Source organism: Cobetia sp. MM1IDA2H-1, from assembly GCF_002916775.2.
Lineage (GTDB): Bacteria > Pseudomonadota > Gammaproteobacteria > Pseudomonadales > Halomonadaceae > Cobetia > Cobetia marina.
Window position 1 is genome coordinate 22697 of record NZ_CM133225.1, and the last position, 24258, is coordinate 46954.

Below are 24258 nucleotides of genomic sequence, written 5' to 3' on the forward strand. Positions count from 1 at the left end.
CGTGCGGCGTTTCTGCGTATGGACCTCGCGTGGGGCGAGGTCAGTGCTCACTCACCGAAGCGCAGGCCCTGTCTCAGCACTCGATGAGTTGCGCCGTCACGCCCATGTCGGCATCCAGACCCTCCAGGCAATCGCGCGCTGCGGCGCTGGCATTGCTGATTACCACATCGAAGCTTTCCAGTGGCGCGATGAAGGCCGGGCGTACCATCTCGAACTTGCGGGCATCGATGATCAGGAAGCGCTGCATGGCGCTTTCCAGCGCGGCCTGCTTGGCCGCCACCTCATGGAAGTGGAAGCAGCTGACGCCGCGCTCGGCGTGCACGCCACCGGCCGAGAGAAATGCCTTGTTGATGCCCAGACGGCGAATGGCTTCCGGCATGTCGGTGGCGGTAAAGGACTGGGTGGCCGGATGAAACAGTCCGCCCAGCATGACCAGTCGCACGCCGGGCAGGTGGCCGACGGCATTGGCGACATTCAGGGCGCAGGTCACCAGGGTCAGTGTCATCTGACGATCCAGTGCCGCGGCCAGGTGGACCAGGGTCGTCCCGCAATCCACGTACAGGGTATCGCCGTCCTCGATGTGACTGGCCAGTCGCTGGCACAACGCTTGCTTGATAGGAGCGCTGGCATCGATCTCGCGGTCGAGGCGATAGACGCTGCTGGCGGAAGATTCCGCCAGCAGCAGGCGTCCCCCCAGTATCTCCAACAGCCCGTTGCTGTGAGTGACATCACGGCGAATCGTCATCTCGGACACGCCGCAGAGCTGCGCGGCGTCGCTGAGCTGCAGTGGGCTGCCCTCGCGCAGGATGGCCTGCAAGCGGTCAAGGCGTGCAGCGCTTTGGTTGTTCATGCGGCAGGGTCCTTTTTTGCCGATGGCGGTGAGAAAGCGTTGGAGAAGCCAACATGCCCTCGGGTCATGGTGTGATGATAACTCACTGACTGGCAGGGATAACTTTTCTCGCGCGAGAGATCCGCGCGGGCGTTGCAGGAAAGCAAGGCCCGAATCGCTCAAGCGTTTGCATTGACTCCTTGGTCAGTTTGTGACTCTTTTAACATGCTGAGAAAAAATCATAACACCGTGTCCCGTTGAGAATCGCGGTGACATCGCGCACAAGCGCATTCCATAACAAGCACAAGAACACATCAGGACCTTCCCAATGAATCCCCTCATGAGTCTGGTCGGGATGGCATCGCTCATCCTCATCGCCGTGGCGTTGTCATCGAATCGACGCGCCATCCGCCTGCGCACCGTCGGGGGCGCCTTTGCCATCCAGTTGGCCATCGGTGCCTTCGTGCTCTACACCTCCTTCGGCCAGGGTGTGCTGGCCGGTGTCTCAGGCGCCGTCAGTCAGGTCGTCAATTATGCCGATCAAGGCATCAGCTTCCTGTTCGGCAGTCTGGCCAATCCGGGCAGCGGTGTCGGCTTCATCTTCGCCATCAAGGTGCTGCCGATCATCATCTTCTTCTCGTCGCTGATCGCGGTGCTCTACTACCTCGGCATCATGCAGTGGGTGATTCGCCTGCTGGGGGGCGGCCTGCAGCGCGTGCTGGGAACGTCGCGCACGGAATCCCTCTCCGCGACCGCCAACATCTTCGTCGGACAGACGGAGGCACCGCTGGTGGTCAAGCCCTATCTGGCGAGCATGACGCGTTCCGAGCTGTTCGCCGTGATGTGTGGTGGTCTGGCATCCGTCGCCGGCTCCGTACTGGGTGGCTACGCGGCGCTGGGCATCCCGATGGAGTATCTGGTGGCGGCGTCCTTCATGGCAGCGCCCGGCGGCTTGCTGTTTGCCAAGCTTCTGTTCCCGGAGACTGACAAGCCGGATGACTCGATCGCCGTGGCGGATGCCTCGCTCAAGGATGACGACGCACCGTCCAACGTACTGGACGCTGCGGCATCCGGTGCGTCTTCCGGCCTGAAACTGGCCGCCAATGTCGGCGCGATGCTGCTGGCCTTCATCGCCTTGATCGGGCTGATCAACGGCATTCTCGGTGGCGTCGGCGGCTGGTTCGGCATGGACACCCTGAGTCTCGACATGATTCTCGGCTGGCTCTTCGCGCCGTTGGCCTTCCTGCTGGGCGTGCCATGGAGCGAGGCGACGCTGGCGGGGTCCTTCATCGGTCAGAAGCTGGTGGTGAACGAGTTCGTCGCCTACATCAATCTGGCGCCCTACCTGAGTGGCGACAGTCTCGTGGCTGCCACGGGTGCGGTGATGACGCCCTACACCATGGCCGTGCTGTCCTTCGCGCTGTGCGGCTTCGCCAACCTGTCGTCCATCGCCATCCTGCTCGGCGGGTTGGGCAGCCTGGCCCCGACGCGCCGGCATGAGATCGCCAGCCTGGGTCTCAAGGCGGTACTGGCCGGTACGCTTTCCAATCTGATGTCGGCAGCGATCGCCGGCTTCTTCCTGGCGCTGGCGGCCTGATCGGGATGTCGCCCATCTCACAGTGGATGGGCGATTCGAAGAGGTGTCGCCTTCGGTGTGTAAATGTTCACAAACCGGCCGTTGGTGACAGGGAAATCCGCCAAACGTCGCCCTATCGTTTTTGCGAGGAAGTGCTAACATCGCGCCCTTTGCAAATCCGGCGCAGCCCGACGACGAAGCGGGCGGCATGGGGCGACGCTGATGGCAGACGTCGTTCATGACGGGCAATAACCACAACAATTCAGAACAGTTGATTACTCAAGACAGGATCATTTCGCGATGACTATGCTCAAGACCGTCGCGGCCAGTGCACTGGCCGCCACTACCCTCCTGACGGCTGCCGCGCCAGCCCAGGCCACCGATTTCAATGGCGACATCCACGCCAATGACTACAAGTGGCTGACCTTCAATCTGATGCGCAGCGAGGACAACCGTCTGCCGTTCCGCAACAGTGAAGATACCTATCTGGAAATGGAATTCGGTGGCCGTTCGGGCATCGTCGATCTCTACGGCTATGTCGATTTCTTCGACATCTTCGATGACAGCTCGGATGACCTCAATGGCGGCGACAACTTCTTCGCCAAGCTGGCCCCGCGCTTCTCGCTGGACGCCATGACCGGTCACGACCTGTCCTTCGGCCCGGTGGACGAGCTTTACATCGCCACCGTCACCAACATCGGTGACAACGGCGCATTCGGCGGTCTGTGGGAGCACTATGTCGGTCTGGGCAGCGATGTGCAGGTGCCATGGTTCGGCAAGATGGGCTTCAACCTCTACGCCCGCTACGTGCGTGAGAACTACGGCGGTGAAGACGAGAGCAAGTGGGACGGCTACATGGCGTCCACCAACTGGTTCAAGCCGTTCGTCAACTTCGAGGACGGTAGCTTCATCGCCTATCAGGGCTATCTGGACTACAAGTTCGATGCCGATGAAGTGGGCAGCCAGGACGGTCGCAGCATCAACAGCATGGAGTGGTTCAACGGCATCTACTACCACACCCAGCGTTTCGCGGTGGGTTACGGCCTGAAGTACTACAACAACATGGCGTTCTTCACCGATGGCTCCACCGCCACCGGCGTGCGTCAGGACACCACCGGCTTCGGCAACTACTTCAGCATCAACTACAAGTTCTGATCACCGCTTCGCTCTCGATGAGCGACCGGCGCGCAAACAGAAACGGGAAGCCCCTCAGGGCTTCCCGTTTTTCGTCTGGCTGCTCTGGCATCTGACACCTGGAAGCTGACACCTGGTGATCAGCGGAACTCGACCTCGCTGACTTCTACGCGCACCAGCTGGCGGGACCAGCTGCCGTCCGGCAGGGCGATGCGCACGCTGCGTCCCTCACGGGTCTGGCCGGGGCGCAGGTAGGTCTCGGGCAGCCGATACTCGCCGACCCACAGCGGCGCCTCGCGCGTCGCCAGCAGACGGCCATCGTCGCCATATAGACGCAGTCTTGCCCGGGTGGCGATGACGTTCTGCCCGGCGGTGTTCTGGATCTCGAAGCGCAGCACGGCGTCGCCATCGTCGATGTCCACGGCGGTCAGTCGTGCGACGACCCCATCACGATGTCCCTCGCTCAGCAGCGTCGGATTGGCCAGTGCGCTGGCATTGAGGCGTGCCTGGGCCGGAGCCGGAGCCGGGGCAGAGACGTTGGCGCGGGCCGGCACTGGTTGCCCTGCATCGCCAGCGGCAGGCGTATTCGCGGGTACCACCGGCAGGGCGGACGAGGTGGGTATCGTCGCGCTGCCGAGCGTCGAGCGTGGGCTCTGCTCGTCGGAGACTTCCAGCAGATACTCCCAGCTGTGGTCCGGCTTGAGCAGCACCTTGACGCCATTATCCAGCGTGATGGTCGTCGGAGAGCTGATCGGCAGGCTGTCTGCCATCAGCACCGGGCTGAGCAGTGCAGCGGCCAGAAGCGACAGGCCTCGGGTGCCAAGGTGGCGCGTGATTTTCCATGTCATCAGGCGAGCCTCCTCAGGCAGTGATGCGCTCGACACCTGTCTCGCGACCGACCAGCAGCACATCGGCGCCACGGGCGGCGAACAGACCATTGGTGACGACGCCGACGATGGCATTGATGCGGGCTTCCATGGTGATCGGGTCTTCGATCAGGAAGTTGTAGCAATCGAGGATGCGGTTGCCGTTGTCCGTCAGAACGCCTTCACGATAGACCGGGTCCGCGCCCAGCTTGACCAGTTCGCGCGCGACGTAGGAACGTGCCATCGGAATGACTTCCACCGGCAGCGGGAAGCCACCGAGGATGTCGACCTGCTTCGAGCCATCGGCGATGCACACGAAACGCTCAGCGCAGGCCGCGACGATCTTCTCGCGGGTCAGCGCCGCACCACCGCCCTTGATCATCGCCAGACGCGGGTCGATCTCGTCGGCACCATCCACGTACACCGGCACGGTGCCCACATGGTTGAGCTCGTAGACGTCGATGCCGTGGCCCTTGAGGCGCTGGGCAGTGGCTTCGGAGCTGGCGACGGCGCCGGCAAAGTCGTGGCGAACCTCCGCCAGAGCATCGATGAACAGGTTGGCGGTGGAGCCGGTGCCGACGCCGATGATGGTGTCGCGGTTCAGCAGCGGGCGGATCTCATCAAGGGCAGCGCGGGCCACGGCTTGCTTCAGCTCATCCTGGGTCATGTCATACCTCGGGTCGGTGGGGCAGGGGTGGAGAGTGGCGGTCATCGCGTCGGCAAGGGTGCCTGGCGCGTATCCCGATGTGTCTGTGCCTCATGCTGCTGCACGGCAACCAGAAGCGCAGACAGGAAGCGAGTCGGGCGACGCAACGCGAGAAAACGCCACATTATAACGGCAAACGTCGCGATGGCGCTGGACGCTCTCGCCGGCGGTCTGATAACAATGGGGGTTCGGTCGCACCCATGCGGCCCGCGCTGCGACACATCAGGACATTCCTATAATGCTCGAACACTACGTCAAGAAAATCCTGTCGGCTCGTGTCTATGAAGCCGCCCATGAAACCCCGCTCTCGTCAGCCCCGATGCTGTCACGTCGTTTCAGCAACCAGATCTTCATCAAGCGGGAAGACCTGCAGCCCGTCTACTCCTTCAAGATTCGCGGCGCCTACAACAAGATGGCGCAGCTGAGCGATGAGCAGAAGGCCTGTGGCGTGATTGCCGCCTCGGCGGGCAACCATGCCCAGGGGCTGGCGATGGCAGCCAAGCTGATGGGCGTGAAGGCCGTCATCGTCATGCCGCGCATCACGCCGGAGATCAAGGTGCAGGCGGTGCGTGAACGCGGCGCACGCGTGGTGCTCAAGGGCGATGCCTTTCCCGAGGCGCTCGCGCATGCCCAGGCATTGATGCAAGAGCATGGCTACACCTTCATTCCGCCCTTCGATGACCCGGACGTGATCGCCGGGCAGGGGACGGTGGGCATGGAGATCCTGCGTCAGCACCCGGGCAAGATCGATGCGATCTTCGTGCCGGTGGGCGGCGGTGGCCTGATTGCCGGTGTCGCGGCCTACGTGAAGTATCTGCGCCCGGACATTCGTGTCATCGGTGTCGAGGCTGAGGATGCGGCCTGCCTCAAGGCGGCCATGGAGGCCGGCGAGCGTGTGGTGCTGGACCAGGTCGGCGTGTTCGCCGAGGGAGTGGCCGTGGCGCAGATCGGCGAGGCGCCGTTCGAGATCATCCGCCATACCGTCGATGAAGTGATCACCGTCAATACCGATGAGATGTGCGCGGCGGTCAAGGATATCTTCGAGGACACGCGCGCCGTGTCAGAGACCAGCGGCGCTCTGTCGCTGGCGGGCCTCAAGAAGTACATCCAGCAGACTGGCGCGGAAGGGCAGACGCTGGTCTGCATCAACTCCGGGGCCAATACCAACTTCGATCGCCTGCAGCATATCGCCGAGCGCACCGAGCTCGGCGAGCAGCGGGAAGCCATTCTGGCGGTCACCTTGCCGGAGCGCCCCGGGGCCTACAAGCAGTTCTGCAAGGTGATCGGCAAGCGCATGGTCACCGAGTTCAACTACCGCTATGCCAATCCGGAGGAGGCGCACGTCTTCGTCGGTGTCCAGGTCAAGCCGGGCGGGGAAGACCGCGCAGCGGTGGTCGAGAAGCTGCGTGAGGCGGGCTACGCGGTGGAGGATCTCACCGACAACGAGCTGGCCAAGCTGCACACGCGTCATCTGGTCGGGGGGCGCACCAGCAGCGACCTCGAGGAGGAGGTCTATCGCTTCGAGTTCCCGGAACGTCCTGGTGCCCTGATGAACTTCCTGACCCATCTGCCTGCGGACTGGAACATCTCGCTGTTCCACTATCGCAATCACGGCGCGTCCCATGGGCGAGTCCTGATCGGCATGCAGGTGCCCAATGGGGATCGCGCCGAGGTCGAGAAGTATTTCGCGGAGATCGGCTATCGCTTCTGGAAGGAAAGCGACAATCCGGCCTATCGCCTTTTCCTGTCATGATGTCGGCCATGCCTCGCCTACCTGGATGAGGTCGCTCTGAATCAAGTGGGCATCAGGCGGATGGCATTCATGATTGGCAGTATGAAAAAGCCCCTGTTCTCGTCTGAGAGCAGGGGCTTTTCTCGTCATGATGGTGAATGGCATGACTGATGACTTGTACTCAGGTGGGGCGTCAGAGATATCGAACGTTGTTTTCCCTCCAGGCCTTGCCAGCCCTCGCCTGCAGCGCGAAATGCAAGCGTGGAAAAACGTTCATTCATACGGCTGCATGGTGATTGTCATACGCAGGTCAGATGCCTATCATCGTGGGCACTGTCAGGAAGACAGTCATCGACAACCGTCACGCGAAAGCCACTGACGATATAAGAAGAAGCCCGCTCTCATGAAACGCAAGCCCGATCTGGTCATGGCCCTGGTATTCATTTTCGGGATTGGTGTCGTCGCCACCGGCTACGCCCAGACCGTCATGGGTTCCTGAATCGTGCACTGCCGCCTTCGGGCGGCAGTGGCGTTTTCAGAGGGAGAGTCGTTCTCGCGCTCTGCCTTTCTGCCCCCCTTTCCCTCCCGCTCTTCTCCTTGATCTCCAGGCACGTCTGCTCCCCCTCAAGTCCGAGCACGCCCGCGACATGCTGGCGCCGTTGACCGCCCGTGCGTGACTGCCCCTGCGTGAGCATCATGACGATGCGTTCCCATGCCTGCGGCCTGGACGCACGATCTCGCGATCACTGACGATGGCATCCAGCGGTATGTCCCAGGCTTGTACCGGCAAGGCCGGCACCTTCTGACAGTGATGGGCGAGGCCGATCAACCTCGGTCTTGGCCCGGCGCGACGGGTGAAGGCGAAGCTGCGGTCATAGAAACCGCCCCCCATGCCGATCCGTGCGCCAGCCTCATCGAACCCCACCAGCGGCATCAGCACGATATCCAATGCCCAGGCCGGCAGGCGTCGGCCCTTGTGGGCTCCGAAGCGCGTGTCAGGTTCGGCGATGCCGAAGCGATTGCTCACCAGTGGGGTATGGTCGTCGTAGCGGACGAACCAGAGTGAGTTGACCGCGAAGGGTCGCAGGACCGGTAGATAGACGCGTGCTCCCCGACGTTGCAGCCATCGGCACAGACGGGTGGCGTCGATCTCGCCATCATTGGGCAGGTACAGGGCGATGTCCCGGGCACGCAGCAGTTCCGGCAGACGCTTCAGTCGTCGCAACAGGGCCTGCTCGGCATTACGGCGCTCGGGGGCCGTCAACTGGCGTCGCCGTTGGCGTAGCAAGCGCCTCAGGGCGCGGCGATCCGCAGCGGGGTGATCAAGCTCGCTGGACAATGGCCAGAGCGTGACATCACGTGAAAGCGAGGGAGGCGAATAGTGATTCGCGAGGGCGGCGCGAGCCGCAGGGGGTTTGAGCATGCCTGACATTCTCCGTCAGACAGGGTTCTCCAAGGTGCCGGTGTTACCGGGGGCCCTTGAACCCAGCGGTTCAAGGTGGGTAGTCCCGCGCAGCGCATCAGGCTTTCCGACGCACGGACATGCACACAGCACTGCGCAGTGGACTCCCTGGGAATAGCTTATAAGCTCGAGGGACATCGGCAACTGTCGTACACCCCAGAGAACTCCTTCAGTCTACCAAACCCCGTCTGCCGGCCCAAGGCTTAATCCTGTCGGGAACAGACTGTTGCTGAAATTTATCAGTTGTTTGATTCTCAAGCGTTTTTTGCTTCGTCAGCACGCGCCTTCGCACGTTGGACAGACTCGGCTGGTACCTGCTTGAGGGCCGCATCCAGCTGACGATCCAGCGCCGTGAGGCGTGTCTCGAAATCCTGCTGCATGGCGCGTTCGCTGTCGCGGCTGTTGATCAGTTCGTGAGAGATGTTGAGCGCGGCCATCAGGGCGACCTTGTCGGCACTGATGGTATTGCCACGTTGCTGGATGCCTTGCATGGCGAGATCCAGGTAGGCCGCCGCACGGGTCAAACCATCTTCCTCGCCGGGTTGGCAGCTGACGGTATAGCTGCGGCCGAGCAGGCTGATCTCGGTGGTATTGCGGGGAGTCGTGGAGTCGCTCATGTCAGTCCTCTCGGGCCATGTCCGGCGTCGTCCTGATTGACGGCGGCGTCCTTGACTGGGCGTCACCTCGCAGTGAGGACGGCAAGCCAGAAGGAGGGCCAGTGCGGTAAGATGGGGGCATTCTCGAGCCACTATAGAGAGCCGCTTCTGGAGGGTCAACGCGCTGCGCAGTGCGGCTGTCACCCAGCATGGCGCTCAGGGTTCGAGCGGTAATCGTCGATTGCCGATGCCTTTCTCACCGACTCAATGGACCCGCACCATGGCCATCATCAACGATACCTTCGACTTCTCTCTCGTCGCGGACCAGTTCCTGGTTCACGGCAGCCTGAACAACCCTTCCTTCCTTGATGGACAGCTGGTCGCTGCCCTGGCGATGGATGACATCAGCGCGGAAGACTGGTTGAGCCGCGTCTGTGCCGCATTGGGAGTGGAGCAACCGGCCACCCGTGAAGCGGGCGAGGTGTTTCTCAGCTGGCGCACGCGCAACCAGGAGCGCCTGGCGGCCAGCGAGATGAGCTTCGAGCCGCTGTTGCCGGACGACATGTTCTCCCTGGCCGAGCGTGGCCAGAGCCTGCGTGAGTGGACGCTGGGCTTCCAGGAAGAGCTGGCAGGCGTCGATGGCGAGGTCCGCAAGGGCTGGAGCCAGGCATTGCGTGATGCGCTGAGCGATGTCGAGGCCATCTCGAGCGGTCTGGCCAACGCCGAGGACCTGGATGACGACAATGCCGAGGACGAGGCGGATCTGTTCGCGCTGGCCGACCACGTGCGCATGGCGGCCCTGCTGCTGTATACCGAGCAGCACCCGGGCAACCCGGACGTCGAGAAGCCCAGTGACGATCAGTTGCCGGAAGGCGGACTTGAAGGCAGTCTCGGGGTCAGCTCGCGCAACGACACTCACTGAGTGAGGCAGTTTGCCGCTCGCAATACCCGGCGGCCGACCCCATTTCGGGAAGGATTGTCCCTTCGGGAGCCTCGTCCTTTCCCGCCACATTCTGATTCGTGTCGGGCAGGCCATGACTTGCCTGCCCGACACGGACCCCGACGGAGAACGCCATGATCGTCCCTGAAATCCTGCCTGCGCCGGCGGCGCTGACTGCTGATGACTTCTCGGCGCGTCGCCAGCGTCTGATGACGCAGCTGCCTCGTGATGCCGCGGTACTGGTGTTGTCGTCCGGCCTGGCACAGCGCAATCGTGACAGTGAGTTCACCTTCCGTCAGAACAGTGACTTTCATTACCTGACCGGCTGGCCGGAACCGGAAGCGGCATTGTTGCTGTTGCCGGGGCGCGCGGAAGGCGAGAGCGTACTGTTCTGTCAGGAAAAGGATCCGCTGGCGGAAGCCTGGACCGGTATCCGTATCGGTGCCGAAGGGGCCGTGACGCAGGCGGGATTCGACCAGGCCTTCACCAATGATCAGCGTGAGGATGTCATGGCCGGTCTGCTGGATGGCCGTGGGCGTCTCTTCGTGCTGTTCGAGGACGACGAAGCCTTGGCGCTGGCGCAATCGCTGCGCGAGGAGCTGGCCGCGGCCGTGCGTCGTGGTGCCCGCCCGCCGGTCGCCTTTGAAGACCTCGCCCCGCTGTTGCATGAGCAGCGCCTGATCAAGGATGAGCGTGAGCTGGCGCTGATGCGTCACGCGGCGGAGATTTCCGCTCGCGCCCACATCCGTGCCATGCGGGCCAGCCGCCCCGGGCTGCACGAGTATCATCTGCAGGCCGAGATCGAGCATGAATTCCAGTGGCAGGGCGCTCCGGCACCCGCGTATACCAGCATCGTCGGTGGTGGCGTGAATGCCTGCGTGCTCCATTACATCGAGAACCGTGCTCCGCTGATCGATGGCGAGTTGGTGCTGATCGATGCTGGCGCGGAGTACGCACTCTATGCCGGCGACATCACCCGTACCTTCCCCATCAATGGTCGCTTCAGTGAGCCCCAGACGCGTCTCTACGAGATCGTGCTCAAGGCCCAGGAGCGTGCAGTGGCCGCCGTGGTGCCGGGTGCGACGTTGGTGGGCATTCACCAACAGGTGGTGCATGACCTGACCGCCGGCCTCGTCGAACTGGGCCTGCTGCAAGGTGAAGTGGAGGCGTTGATCGCCGATGAGGCTTATCGCCGCTTCTATCTGCATTCCACCTCGCACTGGCTGGGACTGGATGTGCACGATGTCGGCAGTTACCGCGAGAACGGTGAGCCGCGTCCGTTGCTGCCCGGCATGGTGCTGACGGTCGAGCCGGGGCTTTATGTGCCGGACGCCAGTGACATTCCAGCCGAGTATCGGGGGATCGGGATTCGCATCGAGGACGATGTGGTGGTCACCGCGGACGGGCACGAAGTGCTGAGCGCCACGGTTCCCAAATCCGTCGAGGCCATCGAGGCACTGATGCGCGAAGGAGCCTGACATCATGAGTGAGCCAGCGGCAGCATCCCCGGTAACGTCTGCGCCGGAGCGATTCGATGTCGTCATCATCGGTGGTGGCCTGGTGGGCGCGAGCCTGGCCTGTGCCCTTGCACCCTTGATGAACGGGCAGCAGGAGGATGGGCTGCGCGTGGCGGTGGTCGAGGCCAACCCCTTGCCTCCCGCGGAGGATACCGGGCGTTTCCAGCCCAGTTTCGATGCGCGCGCCAGTGCCATCGCTGCCGGTTCACGCCAGCGCTTCATCGCCTTCGGGCTGTGGGAGGCGATGCGTGAGCACGCCACGCCGATTCGTACCATCCATGTCAGCGAGCGCGGCCATCTCGGGGCCACACGCATGCGGGCCGAGGAACTGGGGGTTCCCGCGCTGGGGCATGTGATCCCCAATGCCTGGATGGGGCGCGTGCTCCATCGGCGTCTGGCGGAACTGCCGCTGACCTGGTACTGCCCGGCACGCGTGGCGCAGATCAGCGTCAGCGCGCAGGGGCACCGCCTGCTGCTGGAGGATGGTCGCCTGATCGAGGCGGGACTGACCGTATTGGCAGATGGCGGGCGCTCGGGGCTCAAGGAGCGTCTCGGTATCCATAGCGAGACGCATGCCTACGAACAACAGGCGCTGATCGCCACCGTCGAGATGAGCCAGCCCCACGCGGGGGTGGCCTATGAGCGTTTCACCAGCGAAGGACCGATGGCGCTGCTGCCGCTGGGTGGCCGCCGAATGGAGTTGATCTGGACGCGTTCTCCCGACGAGACGGCTGCGCTGATGGACATGCCGGAGCCCGAGTTTCTCAAGGCGCTTCAGGCTGCCTTCGGCGAGCGGGCCGGCCGTTTCCGGCGGGTCGGGCAGCGCCATGCCTATCCCCTGTCGTTGATACGTGCCAGCGAGGGGACACGTCCCGGACTTGCGGTGCTCGGCAATGCCGCTCACTCGCTGCATCCGGTGGCAGGGCAGGGCTTCAATCTGGCGCTGCGTGGCGTGACGGATCTGGTGGCCGCCATCGCGGCGGGACAGGCACGTGGTGATGCCGCTGGCGATGTCAGCGTGCTGAGTGATTTCGAGTCGCGGCGCGGTGCGGACCGCGACAATGTCGTGCTGTTCAGTGATGGCTTGATCCGCCTGTTCGGCGTCGAAAGTCGTTGGCTGGGGCATGCTCGGGCGGCAGGGCTGATCGGTCTGAATCTGGTGTCACCGCTCAAGCGCCTGCTGGCAAGGCGCTCGATGGGCATTGAGCGCTAGGCGTAGCGAGTACTTGCCAACGGGTCAAGCGATGTCGTGAGTTGCATCTCAGGCTTGCGCCCCAGGGTGGTGTCGATGAGTGACCAAATCGCCGCCGGATTCACGAGACTCTCGCCAGGAGAGCGACGCGCGACAGGCGTCATACAAGGGAGCAGGCATGAACGAGCATCGGAGATTGGATGCACCGCATGAGGTGGATGTCGCCATCGTGGGCGCCGGTATCGTCGGCGCCACGCTGGCGCTGCTGTTGGGGCAGGGCGGCCTGCGCGTCCTTCTGATCGAGGGTCGCGAGGGCATCATCGACTGGCAGCCGGCGCTGGCACCGGAGCCGCGTGTCAGTGCGCTGACGCCGGTTTCGCGTCAATTGCTCAGCGGCCTGGGGGTCTGGAAGGACATCGCACAGAGTCGTCTGATGCCCTATACCGGCATGCAGGTCTGGGATGCCGAAGGCAATGGCGAGATAGGCTTCAGTGCCGAGCAAAGCGGCGTGTCGGAGCTTGGGCACATCGTCGAGAATCGGGTCACTCAGGCCGCGCTTGAGCAAGCGATTTCCCGGTGTCCCTCGATCACGCGCCGTTATGGTGTCCGGGTCAGCGGTCTGGGATTGCCCAGGACGGGGTCAGCCTCGGTGGTAAGTGCTTACCAACTTGAGGGGGCCGAGGCAGCAAGCCTGACACTGAGCGACGGTAGCAGCGTCGCGGCGGGGCTGGTGGTGGCGGCTGACGGGGCGCGTTCCCGTCTGCGCGAGCTGGCGGGCATCGAGACCCGTGAGCACGATACCGGCCAGGTGGCGTTGGTCACCACGGTGCGCACGGCGCATTCGCATCAGGGCGTCGCCCGCCAGCGTTTTCTGCCCACCGGGCCGCTGGCCTTCCTGCCGCTGGCGGTCAATTCCGCCCTGGCACATCCCGAGGGCGAGGCATCCGGCGCCCAGCGCCATTGCTCCATCGTCTGGTCCACCACTCCGCAGGAAGCCGAGCGCCTGCTGGCATTGCCCGAGACGGACTTCTGTCATGAGCTCGAAGCAGCCTTCGAGGGAAAGCTCGGCACGGTGGAATACAGTGCCGAACGCTTCAGCTTCCCGTTGCATCAACGCCATGCGCAGGAGTATGTGCTGCCGGGGCTGGCGCTGGTGGGGGATGCCGCGCATGCCATTCACCCGCTGGCGGGGCAGGGGGTCAATCTTGGCCTGATGGATGTCGCCGTGCTGGCGGAAGAGCTGCTGGCCGGGCACCGCCGCGGCGTGGCACTGGGCGATGAGCGCTGGTTGAAGCGCTATCGTCGACGCCGGCGCAGCGACAATGCCGTGATGCTGAAGATGATGGATGGCTTCCGCCTGCTGTTCGGCAGCCGGAAGCCAGGGGTACGCCTGGTGCGTAACCTGGGACTTGGCTGGGTGGATGGCAGCGTCGAGCTCAAGCGCCTGCTGATGCGCCAGGCGATGGGGGAGCGTGGGGAGTTGCCGGAGAGCTGCCGACCACGGTGACAGTGAGCGCTCACCTCTGGGCGTGACAGTTAGCACGACGACAGGCCAGGCGGGAGATGGCAGACCTGCCGATTGGCGCGCGAAAGACGACACGACCCCGCCAGCTGGCGGGGTCGTGTCGTTTACGGCGAAAGAGAGACTATTGCTCCGAGGTGGTGGGAAGCGTGGCCTTGAGAGCGGCGCTGCGACCCAGCACGTTCATGCCCTTGAGCAGGTTGAGTGCTTCCCCCAGCTGGTAATCACTTTCGGCGACCACCGGGCTGTCCGGTGCCTTGCTGGAAGGCGTCGATGAGTCGCCATTGGCATTGTCGAGACGTCCGTCGAGATCCGCCTCGCGCACGCTGAAATCACGCCGCGTGTCGCGCTCCAGTCGTCCGCGTACCACCTCGACATCCGGGCGGATGCCCTCTGCCTGGATCGAGCGCCCGTTGGGCGTGAAGTAGAGTGCCGTGGTCAACTTGAGGCCGTCGCCGTTGCCCAGTGGCATTACGTTCTGTACCGAGCCCTTGCCGAAGCTCTCGGTGCCCATGATGATGGCGCGGCGCTGGTCCTGCAGGGCACCTGAGACGATTTCCGCGGCAGAGGCCGTCCCGCCGTTGATCAATACCACCAGCGGCGTATCACCGGCCGGTGTCTCGGCTCTGGCCGAGAAGGACAGCTCGCTGTCCGGCAGGCGCCCCTCGGTATAGACGATGCGGCCGCTCGTGAGGAAGAGGTCGCTTATCTCGACGGCCGCTGACAGCAGCCCCCCGGGGTTGTTGCGCAGATCCAGCACCAGACCCTTCAGCGCGACATCGCCGCTTTCCTCGCGCAGCTCCGTAAGGGCGCGTTTCGCCTCATCGCCCGTCGCGCTCTGGAACTGGCTGACGCGCAGGTAGCCATATCCCGGCTCCAGCAGGCGCTGACTGACGCTGCTGCTCTTGATGATGGCCCGCTTGAGCACGACCTCGCGGGGCATGTCGGCGCCTTCCGAGAGTACCAGCAGGCGAATGGTCGATCCTTCCTCACCACGCATCAGCTTGACGGATTCCGTCATCGACAGACCCTCCATCGGCGTATCGTCGATCTTGAGGATCACGTCACGTGGTTGGAGGCCGGCACGTGAGGCCGGGGTGTCGTCGATGGGGGCGATGATGGTCAGCTGGCCGTCCTCCTCCATGCCGACCTCGATGCCGATACCGCCGAATTCCCCATCGGTGTTCTCGCGCAGGTCCTGCCAGTCATCCTGATCCAGATACGCCGAGTGCGGGTCCAGCCCTGCCAGCATGCCACGCATGGCATTCTTGAGCAGCGTGCGGTCATCCACTTCATCCACATAGGTGCGCTTGATGCGCTCGAAGACTTCGGCAAAGGTGCGCAGTTCCTCCAGCGGCAGGCCATTGGCCGATACGCTGGAGGAGGCAGGCGTGGCTCCCTGGCGCGCATCTTCAGCATGGGCCGGCACTCCGCCGCCCAGCAGAACAAGGCTCAGCGGCACGCTGACCGCCAGCTGACGCAGGCGACGCGGGGCAGGACGGAATGACGACGATGCGGACATGCGATTTCCTTCTCGACGGAGACTGGCTCGACTGATGCCGAAGCGCCTGGCAGTTCAGCCAGAGGGGAAGAGGCGACCCCGACGCTCGCAGTCACGGATGACTGCGAGCATATCCCGCCCGGGTACCTGCCGCCTAGCCTGTCGCCATGTTGCGCCATGGCTGACTGGCTCAGCGGCTCGACAGCCAGCGTTGCGGGTTGACGGGCTTGCCGGCGCGGCGTACTTCGAAATACAGCGCGGCACCGTCACGGCCACCACTGCTGCCGACACTGCCCAGCTGCTGGCCGCGTGACAGGCTGTCACCGGGGCCGACGCTGAAGCTTGCCAGATGTGCGTAGAGCGTCAGCACGTTGTCGCCGTGGTCGATGATCAACAGGTTGCCGTAGCCGCGCATCCAGTCCGCGAAGACGACACGACCGGCATGCGGCGCCGTCACAGGCGTGCCCTGGGACGCCTGGATCAGCACGCCATCACGATTGACGCCTTCTCCCCCGCCGTAGGCCGAGATGACCCGCCCGGGGGCCGGCCAGTCCATCTTGCCCATCGCACGCGTGATGCGTGTCCTGGGGGGCGGGGCACTCTTGATGGCCTTGAGGCGCTTCTCGAGCGTCTGGATCATCTGGTTGGCATGGGCGCGGTCCTGATCCAGCTCGGCGATCTTCGCCTCATGGCTGGCATAGCGGGCATCCAGGGTGCGCAGCAGGGCGGCGCGCTCATTCTGCTGGGCCATCAGTTTGCTGGCTTGCTGCTTGAGGCCTTGCTGCACCTCCTCCAGTCGTGTCTGGCGTGCCAGCAGACTGGCGCGGGTACTGGCCAGTGAGGCATCCAGTCTGGCGAGGCGCTCAAGCGCCTGCCGGCGCGAATCGCTCAAGTGATTCAGATAGACCTGCAGGCGTTCGAGACGCGCCGGATCATCCTGATTGAGCAGCAGCTTCAATTCGGGTTGGCGACCCAGCCGATACAGGGCGGCCATCTCCTCGGCCACGGCAGCCTTCTGCGCCGTCTGCTGCTGGATGAGGGCCTCACGCTGGCGCGTGAGCCTGGTCAGTTGCTGCGTGATGTCGTCGCGCTCATCCTCGAGTCTGCCGGTCTGCTGGCGAGTCTCGTTGAGCTGGCGCTCTATCTTCTCCAGGCCATTGCGCGTATCGCTGCGCCGCGCGGCAGTGGCCTTCAGCTCGCCCTGCATCGCCTGTATCTCGTGTTTGAGACGCTTGAGGTCGGCTTCGGAGGCTTGCTTCTTCTGGGTCAGGGTCGCGCTGCTGTCCGCGGCCAGTGCCGAGGAGGGGGCCAGCAGCGGAGTCATGAGCAGCAGGCAGGCAGACAGCACAACGCCGGAGACAGGGCTCCGGCGTTTGAAGAATCGGTAGCGCCTGCCCGGTCCGGATGCCAGACAGGCATCCGGACCGGGGGAGGCGCCGGGTACGCCACTCGGCGCGCCCTGCAAGGGGCTATCAGGCACCGGCATAATCGACCAGCACGTTGCCGTCCATTTCCTCGGGGACAGCCTGCCCCATCATGGTCAGCAGGGTCGGGGCGAGGTCACACAGGCGTCCTTCGGAGGCCAGCTTGACGTCACGCTGGGTGACGTAGATCAGCGGCACTTCAAAGGTGGTGTGTGCCGTCTGCGGGTTGCCGGTCTCCGGGTGCACCATCTGCTCGGCATTGCCGTGGTCCGCGGTGATCAGGCATTCGCCACCGACCTTCTCCAGCGCCTCGACCACGCGGCCGACGCAGCCATCCAGATATTCGATCGCCTTGACGGCCGCATCGAACTTGCCGGTGTGTCCGACCATGTCGCCATTGGCGTAATTGCAGACGATCAGATCATAGCGGCCGGATTCGATGGCCTCGACCAGCTTGTCGGTGACCTCCCCGGCGCTCATCTCCGGCTTCTCGTCGTAGGTCTTCACGTCCTGCGGCGAGGGCACGAGGATGCGGGTCTCGCCGTCGAATTCGTCTTCGCGGCCGCCGGAGAAGAAGAAGGTCACGTGGGCGTACTTCTCCGTCTCGGCGATACGCAGCTGAGTGAGGCCACGATTGGAGACCACTTCCCCCAGGGTATTGGGCAGGTCGGAGGGCGGGAAGGCAGCCGGCGCCGGAATGTCGGCGGCGTACTGGGTCAGCATCACCAGACCGTCATGGGCCAGCTTGGGCGGCGTGCGCTCGAAGCCGGAGAAGTCCGGCTCGACGAAGGCGCGGGTCAGCTCGCGGGCACGGTCGGCACGGAAGTTCAGGAACAGGGCAGCATCGCCTTCCTGCATGGGGACGGCGTCGCCGATACGCGTGGCGCTGACGAATTCGTCGGTCTCGTCACGCTCGTAGGCGGCGGCAAGTCCTTCCACGCCGCTGGCGGCTTCGTGGAGGCCCTGCCCTTCGGCGATCACGCGATATGCCTGTTCGACACGGTCCCAGCGGTTGTCACGGTCCATCGCGAAGTAGCGACCGACGAGGGTGGCGACACGGCCTTCCTCGAGTCCGAGACCTGCCAGGTGTTCATCGGCACGCGCGATGGATGCCTCGGCGCTCTTGGGCGCGGTGTCGCGGCCATCGAGAATCGCGTGGAGGTAGATGCGCTTGGCGCCCCGCTCGGCGGCCAGATCGGCCATGGCGAGGATGTGGTCTTCATGGGAGTGCACGCCCCCGGGAGACAGCAGGCCGATCAGGTGCACGGCACGGCCAGCCGCGATGGCGGCATCGAGAGGCGCGGTCAGGACGGTGTTGTCCTTGAGGGCATTCTCGCGCACGGCCTTGGTGATGCGGGTGAAGTCCTGGTAGACGATGCGCCCGGCCCCCAGGTTCATGTGCCCGACCTCGGAATTGCCCATCTGGCCATCCGGCAGGCCGACATGGCCACCGTCGGTATGGATCAGATCGCTGGGATACTGCTGGCGCAGGCGATCCATGACCGGCGTGTTGGCGGCAAGAATGGCGTTGTCCTTCTCTTCCTCGCTGTGGCCGTAGCCATCGAGAATGATGAGGGCGACGGGACGCGGACCTTGTGCTTGAGCTGCCATGACTTCCTCGCTGTGATGACGAATGAATCCTCTGGAGCAGGACGGCAGGGGCAATCGCGCAGGGTGGCTGTCAGGCGATCACGTGCCTGTCATGTCCTGCGGGCATCCTCTGCCGTCTTCCTCATCCGGTGCGTTCACCGCTTGCTGCACGGGTGAGGCAAGATGTAGTGATAAAACTACCTGCTCATTCTGACCTCTATTAGAGAGGCGGTAAGGTGCCGAGTGCAAGTGCTGGAAGCGTATCGGCAAGATTGGATTCCCCTATCGCGGGCAAGTTCAGTGCGTCCCGTGGCGCAGGCGAGGGCAGGGCGGCGTTACGCCTTTTTGATGCCATGTCGCGGGCATTCATGACAGGGGCTGTCATGTATAATGCTGGCTCCGTTACCTCGGGTAGCGGTCTATTTCCTTTGCCGCGTACGTACCGGCATGCACGTCACAGCGGAGTTAGCCCGTCTCATGATCGAACAGCTGCTTCAGTTCGCGCAGAATCATCCCTTGCTGGTGGGCGCCTTCGTCGCCCTGCTGGTCGCCCTCATCGTCATGGAAACCATGCGTGGCAACCACGGGGTCAGCGTCAGCGAGGCCACGCGACTGGTCAATCGCGAAGAGGGTGTCTTCATCGACATCCGCGACAGCAAGGAATACAAGGCCGGCCACATCGCCGGTGCCGTCAATGTTCCCAGCAGTCAGCTTGCCAGCGCGACCACGCCGCTGGACAAGTACAAGGACCGTCCGGTGATCATCGTCTGCAAGCATGGTCAGACCGCTGGACCGCTGGTGGCGCGCCTGGAGAAGGCCGGCTTCAAGCAGGCGGTCAAGCTCAAGGGTGGCATGGGTCAGTGGGAAGCCGACAGTCTGCCGGTCGTGACTCGCTGAGCGACCTGCGGGAAGCAGGCCGATGGCCCAACAATAATTCTCCGTACATTCAAGGATATGTCTCATGGCTGAAGAACAGAACGCACAGGCGGCACAGGGTGCCGAACAGGCTCAGGATCAGCTCCAGTTCGCCCTGCAGCGCATCTATGTGAAGGACGTGTCCTTCGAAGCGCCGAATTCTCCGGCGGTCTTCTCCCAGCCGTTCCAGCCGAAGGTCAGCCTGGAACTGGATACCGAGCACCAGCAGGTCGGTGAAGAGCTCTTCGAGGTGTCCATCAAGGTCACCGCCCAGGTCTCCAACGGTGAAGATCAGACCACCGCCTTCCTGGCCGAGGTCGAGCAGGCCGGTCTGTTCCGCATCGCCGGTCTGTCCGCCGAGCAGCTGGATCACACCCTGGGGGCCTTCTGCCCGAACGTGCTGTTCCCGTACGCGCGTGAAGCCGTCGACAATCTGGTCAATCGTGGCAGCTTCCCTCCGCTGATGCTGGCACCGGTCAACTTCGAGGCCATGTACGCTCAGCGCAAGCAGCGTGAAGCGCAACAGGCGGGTGAAGCCACCGCTCACTGATCCGTGAGACGGCCAGCAATGGCCGTGAGATGGCAATGACAGTGACGGGCCCCAGTGGCCCGTCACTGCGTTGGTGGCCACCATGATGGCCGTGCTTTCCTGAACCTATTTCTCTTTCCCTTTCATCTTCGTGTCGGCGTGCTGAGTGTCTCTCATGGCGCTGCCGCGCGGCGCATTGCTCGTGAGACTTTCCCATGGCCATTCGTCTGCACTGTCCCGATCTTGATCTCCATGTCAGCGCCGGGGCGACCTTTGCACTGCCCGAGGGGCCTGCACGCCATCTCGGTCTGGTGTTGCGGGCCCGGGTGGGCAGCGAAGCACAGCTGTTCGATGGACACGGGCAGGAAGTGCGCGTGTCGCTCGAGGAGGTGTCCCGCAAGGGGGTCAGCGTGCGGGTGATCGAGGCGGTCGCCAATGACAGCGAGTCGCCACTGGCAGTGCATCTGGGCCAGGCGATCTCCAAGGGTGATCGCATGGATTACGCCATCCAGAAGGCCTGTGAGCTCGGGGTCGCTGCCATCACCCCGCTTTACACCGCGCGTGGCGACGTCAAGCTCAAGGGCGAGCGCGCCGACAAGAAACTCGCGCATTGGCAGGGCGTGGCGGCAAGCGCCTGTGAGCAGTGCGGTCGCAGCGTGGTGCCGGTGGTGCATGCGCCGATTCCCATGGCCCAGTGGCTGGACGAGCGCGATGAGTCACTTCGCCTGATATTGCAGCCGGGCGGTGCCGAGGCGTTGAATGCCGCCGAGAGCGAGGGCGGCGTGACGCGTGCCAGCCTGCTGATCGGCCCTGAGGGCGGCTTCACGCCGGAAGAAGTCACCCAGGCGGCTGGCGCGGGGTGTGACGTCCTGGGGCTGGGCCCACGGATACTGCGTACCGAGACGGCGCCGGTGGTCGCGCTGACGCTGTTGCAGCAGCGCTTCGGCGATCTGCCGCGCTAGGCAGGATGACACCAGCATTGTTGAAGCCCCGGCAACACTGCGTGAGGCCTTGAGCGTCCTCATGTCAGTGGTGGGCAGCGTGGTGCTGCTGCATACTTGTCCCATCTTCCCGCGCAACCCGTTTCGGGGTATCGCGCCGGGTAACATCCGCTTTTCTCATTGCCGGCCGGCTGGGTCGGCAGTGTCGTCAGAAGGTTGCCTCGATGACTGCTCGCAAGCTCAAGATCGGCGTGGTGATGGACCCGATGTCCAGCGTCACCTACAAGAAGGACACCACCCTGGCCATGCTGTGGGCCGCCGCCCAGCGTGGCTGGTCGCTGCATTACCTGGAGCAGGAAGATCTCTATCTCGAGAATGGCCGTGCGATGGGACGGATGCGGGATCTCGAGGTCTATCGGGATCCTGATCACTTCTATCAGCTGGGCGAGGTCGTCGCGACGCCGCTGGCCGAGCTTGACGTGATTCTGATGCGCAAGGACCCGCCCGTCGACGAGCACTTCCTGAACGCGGTCCACCTGCTGGGCTTCGCCGAACGTGAAGGCGTGCTGGTCGTCAATCCGACGGCCGCGCTGTTGACCTGCAACGAGAAGCTGTTCGCGCAGCAGTTCACCCAGTGCATTCCGCCGACGACCGTCTCGGCCAATGACAAGGTGTTGCGCGCCTTCCACGCGGAGCATGGCAATGTCATCTTCAAGCCGCTCGATGGCATGGGCGGCAGCGGTATCTTCCACGTCGCCGAAGATGGTCGCAATCTGGGATCGGTAATCGAGCAGCTGACCCTGCGTGGCCAGCGTCAGATCATGGCACAGCGTTACGTGCCGGAGATCAGTGCCGGCGATACCCGCATCCTGCTGGTCGATGGTGAGCCGGTGCCGTTCGGTCTGGCGCGCATTCCCAGCGCCGGAGAAACGCGTGGCAATCTGGCGGCTGGAGGACGTGGTGAGTCGCGTGAGCTGACGGATCGCGATTACTGGCTGGTCGAGCAGGTCAAGCCGGTGGTGAAGTCGCTGGGACTGATGTTCGTCGGTCTGGACGTGATCGGGGATTACATCACCGAGATCAACGTCACCAGCCCGACCTGCGTGCGTGAAATCGATGACCAGCGCGGTACGGACATCGCCGGGCTGCTGATGGATGCCATCGAGGCACGCCTCACGGCGCAGCAGTCCGCTTGATTGCCGCCGTCAATGGCGTCGGTGGCGTCAGATGGCGGCCAGCAAGTTCGCAGTAAACGGCAGGGATGCCGAAGCTGACACGACAGCGGTTTCGCAGACAGGGAGTGGGGCATGGCAGCACCCGTCGAGTGGTGGGGAGTCAACCATAGCGTGACCGATCCGATCACCTACGTGCCGGTGACCCGGATGCATCGTCGCGTGGTGGCCTGGGGCGCGGCACTGGGGGTGCATGCGGTAGTCGGCTGGTGGCTGCTGGGGAGTGGCCTGATGGTGCCCCCTCAGGTGCCGCCATTGCCTGACCCGGTGATGCTCGACGTCACGCTGGTCAGCCAGGCCAGCTCACGTGCCGTCACATCGGATGTCGTCGCCGAGCAGGATCAGCAGGCCAGTGGTAGCGGGCGTGAGGCGGCGGTGCAAGCCGGGCCAGCCAGTCAGACGCCCCCCCGGGCGGGTGAGCAGAGAGCTCCCGTCAGCGGCGAGGCCCCGGTGCCCGAGGCAGCTGCCGTGCCCCTGGTGTTGCCGGAGCGCATCCCGGAGGTCATCGCGACCCGCAATGATTCGCCACAGCAGGTCTCGCATTCCGAGATCCTGCCGGATACGCCGGACAATGAGCAGGAAGCCATCGAGCAGGATGTCGGGGCGATCCAGGCCTCGGGCCAGACTCGCGAGGTGGCCGGTGATGTGGCCTCGCGCAAGGCGGCCCGCGCCTCGGCGCGGGCTCGCTACATCAATGACTGGACCGGCACGGTGCAGTCCTTCGGCAATCTCCACTATCCCGCGCCCGCCAATCTGAGCGGGGAGCTGCGCATTCGTGCCGTCGTGTTGCCCAGCGGTCAGCTTGAGTACGCGGAAGTGTTACAATCCTCGGGACATGCCGAGCTCGACCAGGCGGCTCTGGATACGGTCTATGGCGCGGCCCCCTATGCTCCCTTCGATGAGAGTCTCAGGGGCATGAGCCAACTGACCATCACCCGCATCTGGCGATTCGGCCCCGGCAACGATTCTGGCGCGCCCTGACGCCTCGGGAGGACCATGCAAAGTCTGCGAGACCATTTCCTGCTGGCGATGCCTCATCTCGATGATGACAACTTTTCCGGCTCGCTGAGTTACCTCTGTGATCACGATGAAAAGGGCACCTTGGGTGTCATCGTCAACAAGCCCATCAAGCTGACCATGCGTGGTCTGTTCGAGCAGCTCGAGATCGCGGCGGACAGCTGCGAGTGCCTGGAAGACGTCGTCTATTATGGCGGCCCCGTGCACAAGGACCGCGGCTTCATCCTGCACCGTGGCCAGGCCGCGGAATGGGATTCCAGCCTGCAGGTGACGGATGAGCTGGCCCTTACGACCTCGCTGGATATTCTCAAGGCGATCGCCGACAACAAGGGGCCGGAAGATTTCATGGTCTGCCTCGGCTGTGCTGGCTGGGAGCCTGACCAGCTGACGAATGAGCTCAAGGAGAACAGTTGGCTGATCGTCGAAGGCGACAGCGGCATTCTCTTTGATGCCGACAGCGAGTCGCGCCTTGATGCAGCGGCCCGCAAGCTGGGTGTCAACATGAGCCTGATGTCACGGGAGATCGGGCATGGCTGAGCGGGTCGTCAGCCGGACGGTACTGGCCTTCGATTTCGGTACGCGCCGTATCGGGGTGGCAGTGGGCACCGAGATGCTGGGCACGGCCTCACCGCTGGTGCCCCTGCACGTGCGTGACGGCATCCCGGACTGGAATGTGGTCACTCGTCTGATCGAGGAGTGGCAGCCGGATCTGTTCGTGGTGGGATTGCCACTGGAGCTGGACGGCACCGAAAGCCTGATGTGCAGCCGTGCCCGCAAGTTTGGCAAGCGTCTGTACGGCCGATATGGCAAGCCGCTGGAGATGTGGGATGAGCGTGGTTCTACCAAGGCGGCCAAGGGGCTGGCACGTGAACGCGGTCACCGCGGCAACTATCGTGATGATGGCGTGGATGGCCTCGCCGCTCAGCTGATCCTCGAGAGCTGGTTTGCAAGCCAGCGAGGCGAGGGCGACCTTGTCGGTTACTGAATACCCCACCCGCTTCCTTCACGGAAGCGGGTTTTTTTTGTCTGTCTGCCGC

At 63.8% G+C, this 24258-nt stretch carries 21 protein-coding genes, 1 other RNA gene and 1 pseudogene; 14 read left to right on the forward strand and 9 right to left on the reverse strand.

Annotated features, from left to right (window positions below):
- Positions 1-73: 73 nt before the first annotated feature.
- Positions 74-850, reverse strand: coding sequence for a DeoR/GlpR family DNA-binding transcription regulator (locus tag BOH68_RS00095; RefSeq protein WP_077379702.1), 777 nt, complete (start codon positions 848-850; stop codon positions 74-76).
- A 307-nt stretch (positions 851-1157) separates the two neighbouring features.
- Here BOH68_RS00095 and BOH68_RS00100 point away from each other — a divergent pair, with 307 nt between their 5' ends.
- The gene (locus tag BOH68_RS00100; RefSeq protein WP_077379699.1) at positions 1158-2426 is read left to right on the forward strand and encodes a NupC/NupG family nucleoside CNT transporter; all 1269 of its coding nucleotides are present in this window, start codon (positions 1158-1160) and stop codon (positions 2424-2426) included.
- A gap of 279 nt (positions 2427-2705) precedes the next feature.
- On the forward strand, positions 2706-3560 hold the full coding sequence (locus tag BOH68_RS00105) for an outer membrane protein OmpK (RefSeq protein ID WP_077379697.1): 855 nt from the start codon (positions 2706-2708) through the stop codon (positions 3558-3560).
- Positions 3561-3679: 119 nt separating this feature from the next.
- Here BOH68_RS00105 and BOH68_RS00110 read toward each other — a convergent pair whose 3' ends face one another.
- The gene (locus BOH68_RS00110; RefSeq protein ID WP_170877494.1) at positions 3680-4387 is read right to left on the reverse strand and encodes a DUF3157 family protein; all 708 of its coding nucleotides are present in this window, start codon (positions 4385-4387) and stop codon (positions 3680-3682) included.
- Positions 4388-4400: 13 nt separating this feature from the next.
- Positions 4401-5072 carry a ribose-5-phosphate isomerase RpiA gene (gene rpiA, locus BOH68_RS00115; RefSeq protein WP_077379692.1) on the reverse strand — a complete coding sequence of 224 codons (672 nt, stop codon included), beginning with the start codon at positions 5070-5072 and terminating at the stop codon, positions 4401-4403.
- 256 nt (positions 5073-5328) lie between these two features.
- Here rpiA and ilvA point away from each other — a divergent pair.
- Positions 5329-6864 (forward strand): annotated as a pseudogene (gene ilvA / locus BOH68_RS00120) (threonine ammonia-lyase, biosynthetic); the annotation flags it as partial.
- Between the two features lie 673 nt (positions 6865-7537).
- Here ilvA and BOH68_RS00125 read toward each other — a convergent pair.
- The 3 genes from BOH68_RS00125 to BOH68_RS00135 form a co-directional block, all read right to left on the reverse strand.
- Positions 7538-8266, reverse strand: a complete 729-nt coding sequence (locus BOH68_RS00125) for a 5-formyltetrahydrofolate cyclo-ligase (RefSeq protein ID WP_077379688.1) — start codon at positions 8264-8266, stop codon at positions 7538-7540.
- A gap of 22 nt (positions 8267-8288) precedes the next feature.
- A non-coding RNA gene (gene ssrS, locus BOH68_RS00130) (6S RNA) lies at positions 8289-8471 on the reverse strand.
- A gap of 88 nt (positions 8472-8559) precedes the next feature.
- The gene (locus tag BOH68_RS00135) at positions 8560-8922 is read right to left on the reverse strand and encodes a cell division protein ZapA (protein WP_077379686.1); all 363 of its coding nucleotides are present in this window, start codon (positions 8920-8922) and stop codon (positions 8560-8562) included.
- 259 nt (positions 8923-9181) lie between these two features.
- On the opposite strand from BOH68_RS00135, the gene BOH68_RS00140 reads away from it, so the two are divergent.
- From BOH68_RS00140 to BOH68_RS00155, 4 genes are all read left to right on the forward strand, one after another.
- A complete protein-coding gene (locus tag BOH68_RS00140; RefSeq protein ID WP_077379685.1) occupies positions 9182-9823 on the forward strand; it encodes a UPF0149 family protein in 642 nt (213 codons plus the stop codon).
- A gap of 152 nt (positions 9824-9975) precedes the next feature.
- Positions 9976-11319: a Xaa-Pro aminopeptidase gene (gene pepP / locus BOH68_RS00145; RefSeq protein WP_374700437.1), complete on the forward strand. Its 1344-nt coding sequence runs from the start codon at positions 9976-9978 to the stop codon at positions 11317-11319.
- Between the two features lie 4 nt (positions 11320-11323).
- Complete coding sequence (gene ubiH, locus BOH68_RS00150; RefSeq protein ID WP_077379683.1) at positions 11324-12571, forward strand: 2-octaprenyl-6-methoxyphenyl hydroxylase; 1248 nt, start codon at positions 11324-11326, stop codon at positions 12569-12571.
- Between the two features lie 157 nt (positions 12572-12728).
- Positions 12729-14057 (forward strand): UbiH/UbiF/VisC/COQ6 family ubiquinone biosynthesis hydroxylase, encoded by a 1329-nt coding sequence (locus BOH68_RS00155; RefSeq protein ID WP_077379681.1) that lies wholly within the window; start codon positions 12729-12731, stop codon positions 14055-14057.
- A 139-nt stretch (positions 14058-14196) separates the two neighbouring features.
- Here the strand turns inward: BOH68_RS00155 and BOH68_RS00160 are convergent, their stop codons facing one another.
- The 3 genes from BOH68_RS00160 to gpmI form a co-directional block, all read right to left on the reverse strand.
- Positions 14197-15594 carry a S41 family peptidase gene (locus BOH68_RS00160; protein ID WP_077379679.1) on the reverse strand — a complete coding sequence of 466 codons (1398 nt, stop codon included), beginning with the start codon at positions 15592-15594 and terminating at the stop codon, positions 14197-14199.
- Positions 15595-15763: 169 nt separating this feature from the next.
- Positions 15764-17053 (reverse strand): murein hydrolase activator EnvC family protein, encoded by a 1290-nt coding sequence (locus BOH68_RS00165; protein WP_170877493.1) that lies wholly within the window; start codon positions 17051-17053, stop codon positions 15764-15766.
- Complete coding sequence (gene gpmI / locus BOH68_RS00170; RefSeq protein ID WP_077379675.1) at positions 17046-18608, reverse strand: 2,3-bisphosphoglycerate-independent phosphoglycerate mutase; 1563 nt, start codon at positions 18606-18608, stop codon at positions 17046-17048. Before gpmI ends, BOH68_RS00165 begins: the two co-directional genes overlap by 8 nt.
- Positions 18609-19064: 456 nt before the next feature.
- Between gpmI and BOH68_RS00175 the strand changes: the two genes are divergently transcribed.
- From BOH68_RS00175 to ruvX, 7 genes are all read left to right on the forward strand, one after another.
- Positions 19065-19484, forward strand: a complete 420-nt coding sequence (locus BOH68_RS00175) for a rhodanese-like domain-containing protein (RefSeq protein ID WP_077379673.1) — start codon at positions 19065-19067, stop codon at positions 19482-19484.
- A gap of 64 nt (positions 19485-19548) precedes the next feature.
- Positions 19549-20052 carry a protein-export chaperone SecB gene (gene secB, locus BOH68_RS00180; protein WP_077379671.1) on the forward strand — a complete coding sequence of 168 codons (504 nt, stop codon included), beginning with the start codon at positions 19549-19551 and terminating at the stop codon, positions 20050-20052.
- Positions 20053-20246: 194 nt separating this feature from the next.
- Positions 20247-20993 carry a 16S rRNA (uracil(1498)-N(3))-methyltransferase gene (locus BOH68_RS00185; RefSeq protein WP_077379668.1) on the forward strand — a complete coding sequence of 249 codons (747 nt, stop codon included), beginning with the start codon at positions 20247-20249 and terminating at the stop codon, positions 20991-20993.
- A 203-nt stretch (positions 20994-21196) separates the two neighbouring features.
- Entirely contained in the window at positions 21197-22168 is a 972-nt protein-coding gene (gshB, locus tag BOH68_RS00190; protein WP_077379666.1) for a glutathione synthase, read from the forward strand.
- Between the two features lie 111 nt (positions 22169-22279).
- A complete protein-coding gene (locus BOH68_RS00195; RefSeq protein WP_077379664.1) occupies positions 22280-23185 on the forward strand; it encodes a TonB family protein in 906 nt (301 codons plus the stop codon).
- Positions 23186-23200: 15 nt separating this feature from the next.
- The gene (locus BOH68_RS00200; RefSeq protein ID WP_077379662.1) at positions 23201-23758 is read left to right on the forward strand and encodes a YqgE/AlgH family protein; all 558 of its coding nucleotides are present in this window, start codon (positions 23201-23203) and stop codon (positions 23756-23758) included.
- Positions 23751-24206: a Holliday junction resolvase RuvX gene (gene ruvX / locus BOH68_RS00205; protein ID WP_077379660.1), complete on the forward strand. Its 456-nt coding sequence runs from the start codon at positions 23751-23753 to the stop codon at positions 24204-24206. The genes BOH68_RS00200 and ruvX overlap by 8 nt, the downstream gene beginning before the upstream one ends.
- Positions 24207-24258 lie beyond the last annotated feature (52 nt).

Excerpts from the sequence above, each read along its gene's own strand:
- secB (WP_077379671.1), top strand. The coding sequence starts at position 19,549 with ATGGCTGAAGAACAGAACGCACAGGCGGCACAGGGTGCCGAACAGGCT.
- gpmI (WP_077379675.1), bottom strand. The coding sequence starts at position 18,608 with ATGGCAGCTCAAGCACAAGGTCCGCGTCCCGTCGCCCTCATCATTCTC.
- rpiA (WP_077379692.1), bottom strand. The coding sequence starts at position 5,072 with ATGACCCAGGATGAGCTGAAGCAAGCCGTGGCCCGCGCTGCCCTTGAT.
- ubiH (WP_077379683.1), top strand. The coding sequence starts at position 11,324 with ATGAGTGAGCCAGCGGCAGCATCCCCGGTAACGTCTGCGCCGGAGCGA.
- BOH68_RS00105 (WP_077379697.1), top strand. The coding sequence starts at position 2,706 with ATGACTATGCTCAAGACCGTCGCGGCCAGTGCACTGGCCGCCACTACC.
- BOH68_RS00200 (WP_077379662.1), top strand. The coding sequence starts at position 23,201 with ATGCAAAGTCTGCGAGACCATTTCCTGCTGGCGATGCCTCATCTCGAT.
- ruvX (WP_077379660.1), top strand. The coding sequence starts at position 23,751 with ATGGCTGAGCGGGTCGTCAGCCGGACGGTACTGGCCTTCGATTTCGGT.
- BOH68_RS00095 (WP_077379702.1), bottom strand. The coding sequence starts at position 850 with ATGAACAACCAAAGCGCTGCACGCCTTGACCGCTTGCAGGCCATCCTG.
- BOH68_RS00135 (WP_077379686.1), bottom strand. The coding sequence starts at position 8,922 with ATGAGCGACTCCACGACTCCCCGCAATACCACCGAGATCAGCCTGCTC.
- BOH68_RS00160 (WP_077379679.1), bottom strand. The coding sequence starts at position 15,594 with ATGTCCGCATCGTCGTCATTCCGTCCTGCCCCGCGTCGCCTGCGTCAG.
- BOH68_RS00125 (WP_077379688.1), bottom strand. The coding sequence starts at position 8,266 with ATGCTCAAACCCCCTGCGGCTCGCGCCGCCCTCGCGAATCACTATTCG.
- BOH68_RS00140 (WP_077379685.1), top strand. The coding sequence starts at position 9,182 with ATGGCCATCATCAACGATACCTTCGACTTCTCTCTCGTCGCGGACCAG.
- BOH68_RS00175 (WP_077379673.1), top strand. The coding sequence starts at position 19,065 with ATGATCGAACAGCTGCTTCAGTTCGCGCAGAATCATCCCTTGCTGGTG.
- BOH68_RS00195 (WP_077379664.1), top strand. The coding sequence starts at position 22,280 with ATGGCAGCACCCGTCGAGTGGTGGGGAGTCAACCATAGCGTGACCGAT.
- BOH68_RS00155 (WP_077379681.1), top strand. The coding sequence starts at position 12,729 with ATGAACGAGCATCGGAGATTGGATGCACCGCATGAGGTGGATGTCGCC.
- pepP (WP_374700437.1), top strand. The coding sequence starts at position 9,976 with ATGATCGTCCCTGAAATCCTGCCTGCGCCGGCGGCGCTGACTGCTGAT.
- gshB (WP_077379666.1), top strand. The coding sequence starts at position 21,197 with ATGACTGCTCGCAAGCTCAAGATCGGCGTGGTGATGGACCCGATGTCC.
- BOH68_RS00110 (WP_170877494.1), bottom strand. The coding sequence starts at position 4,387 with ATGACATGGAAAATCACGCGCCACCTTGGCACCCGAGGCCTGTCGCTT.
- BOH68_RS00185 (WP_077379668.1), top strand. The coding sequence starts at position 20,247 with ATGGCCATTCGTCTGCACTGTCCCGATCTTGATCTCCATGTCAGCGCC.
- BOH68_RS00100 (WP_077379699.1), top strand. The coding sequence starts at position 1,158 with ATGAATCCCCTCATGAGTCTGGTCGGGATGGCATCGCTCATCCTCATC.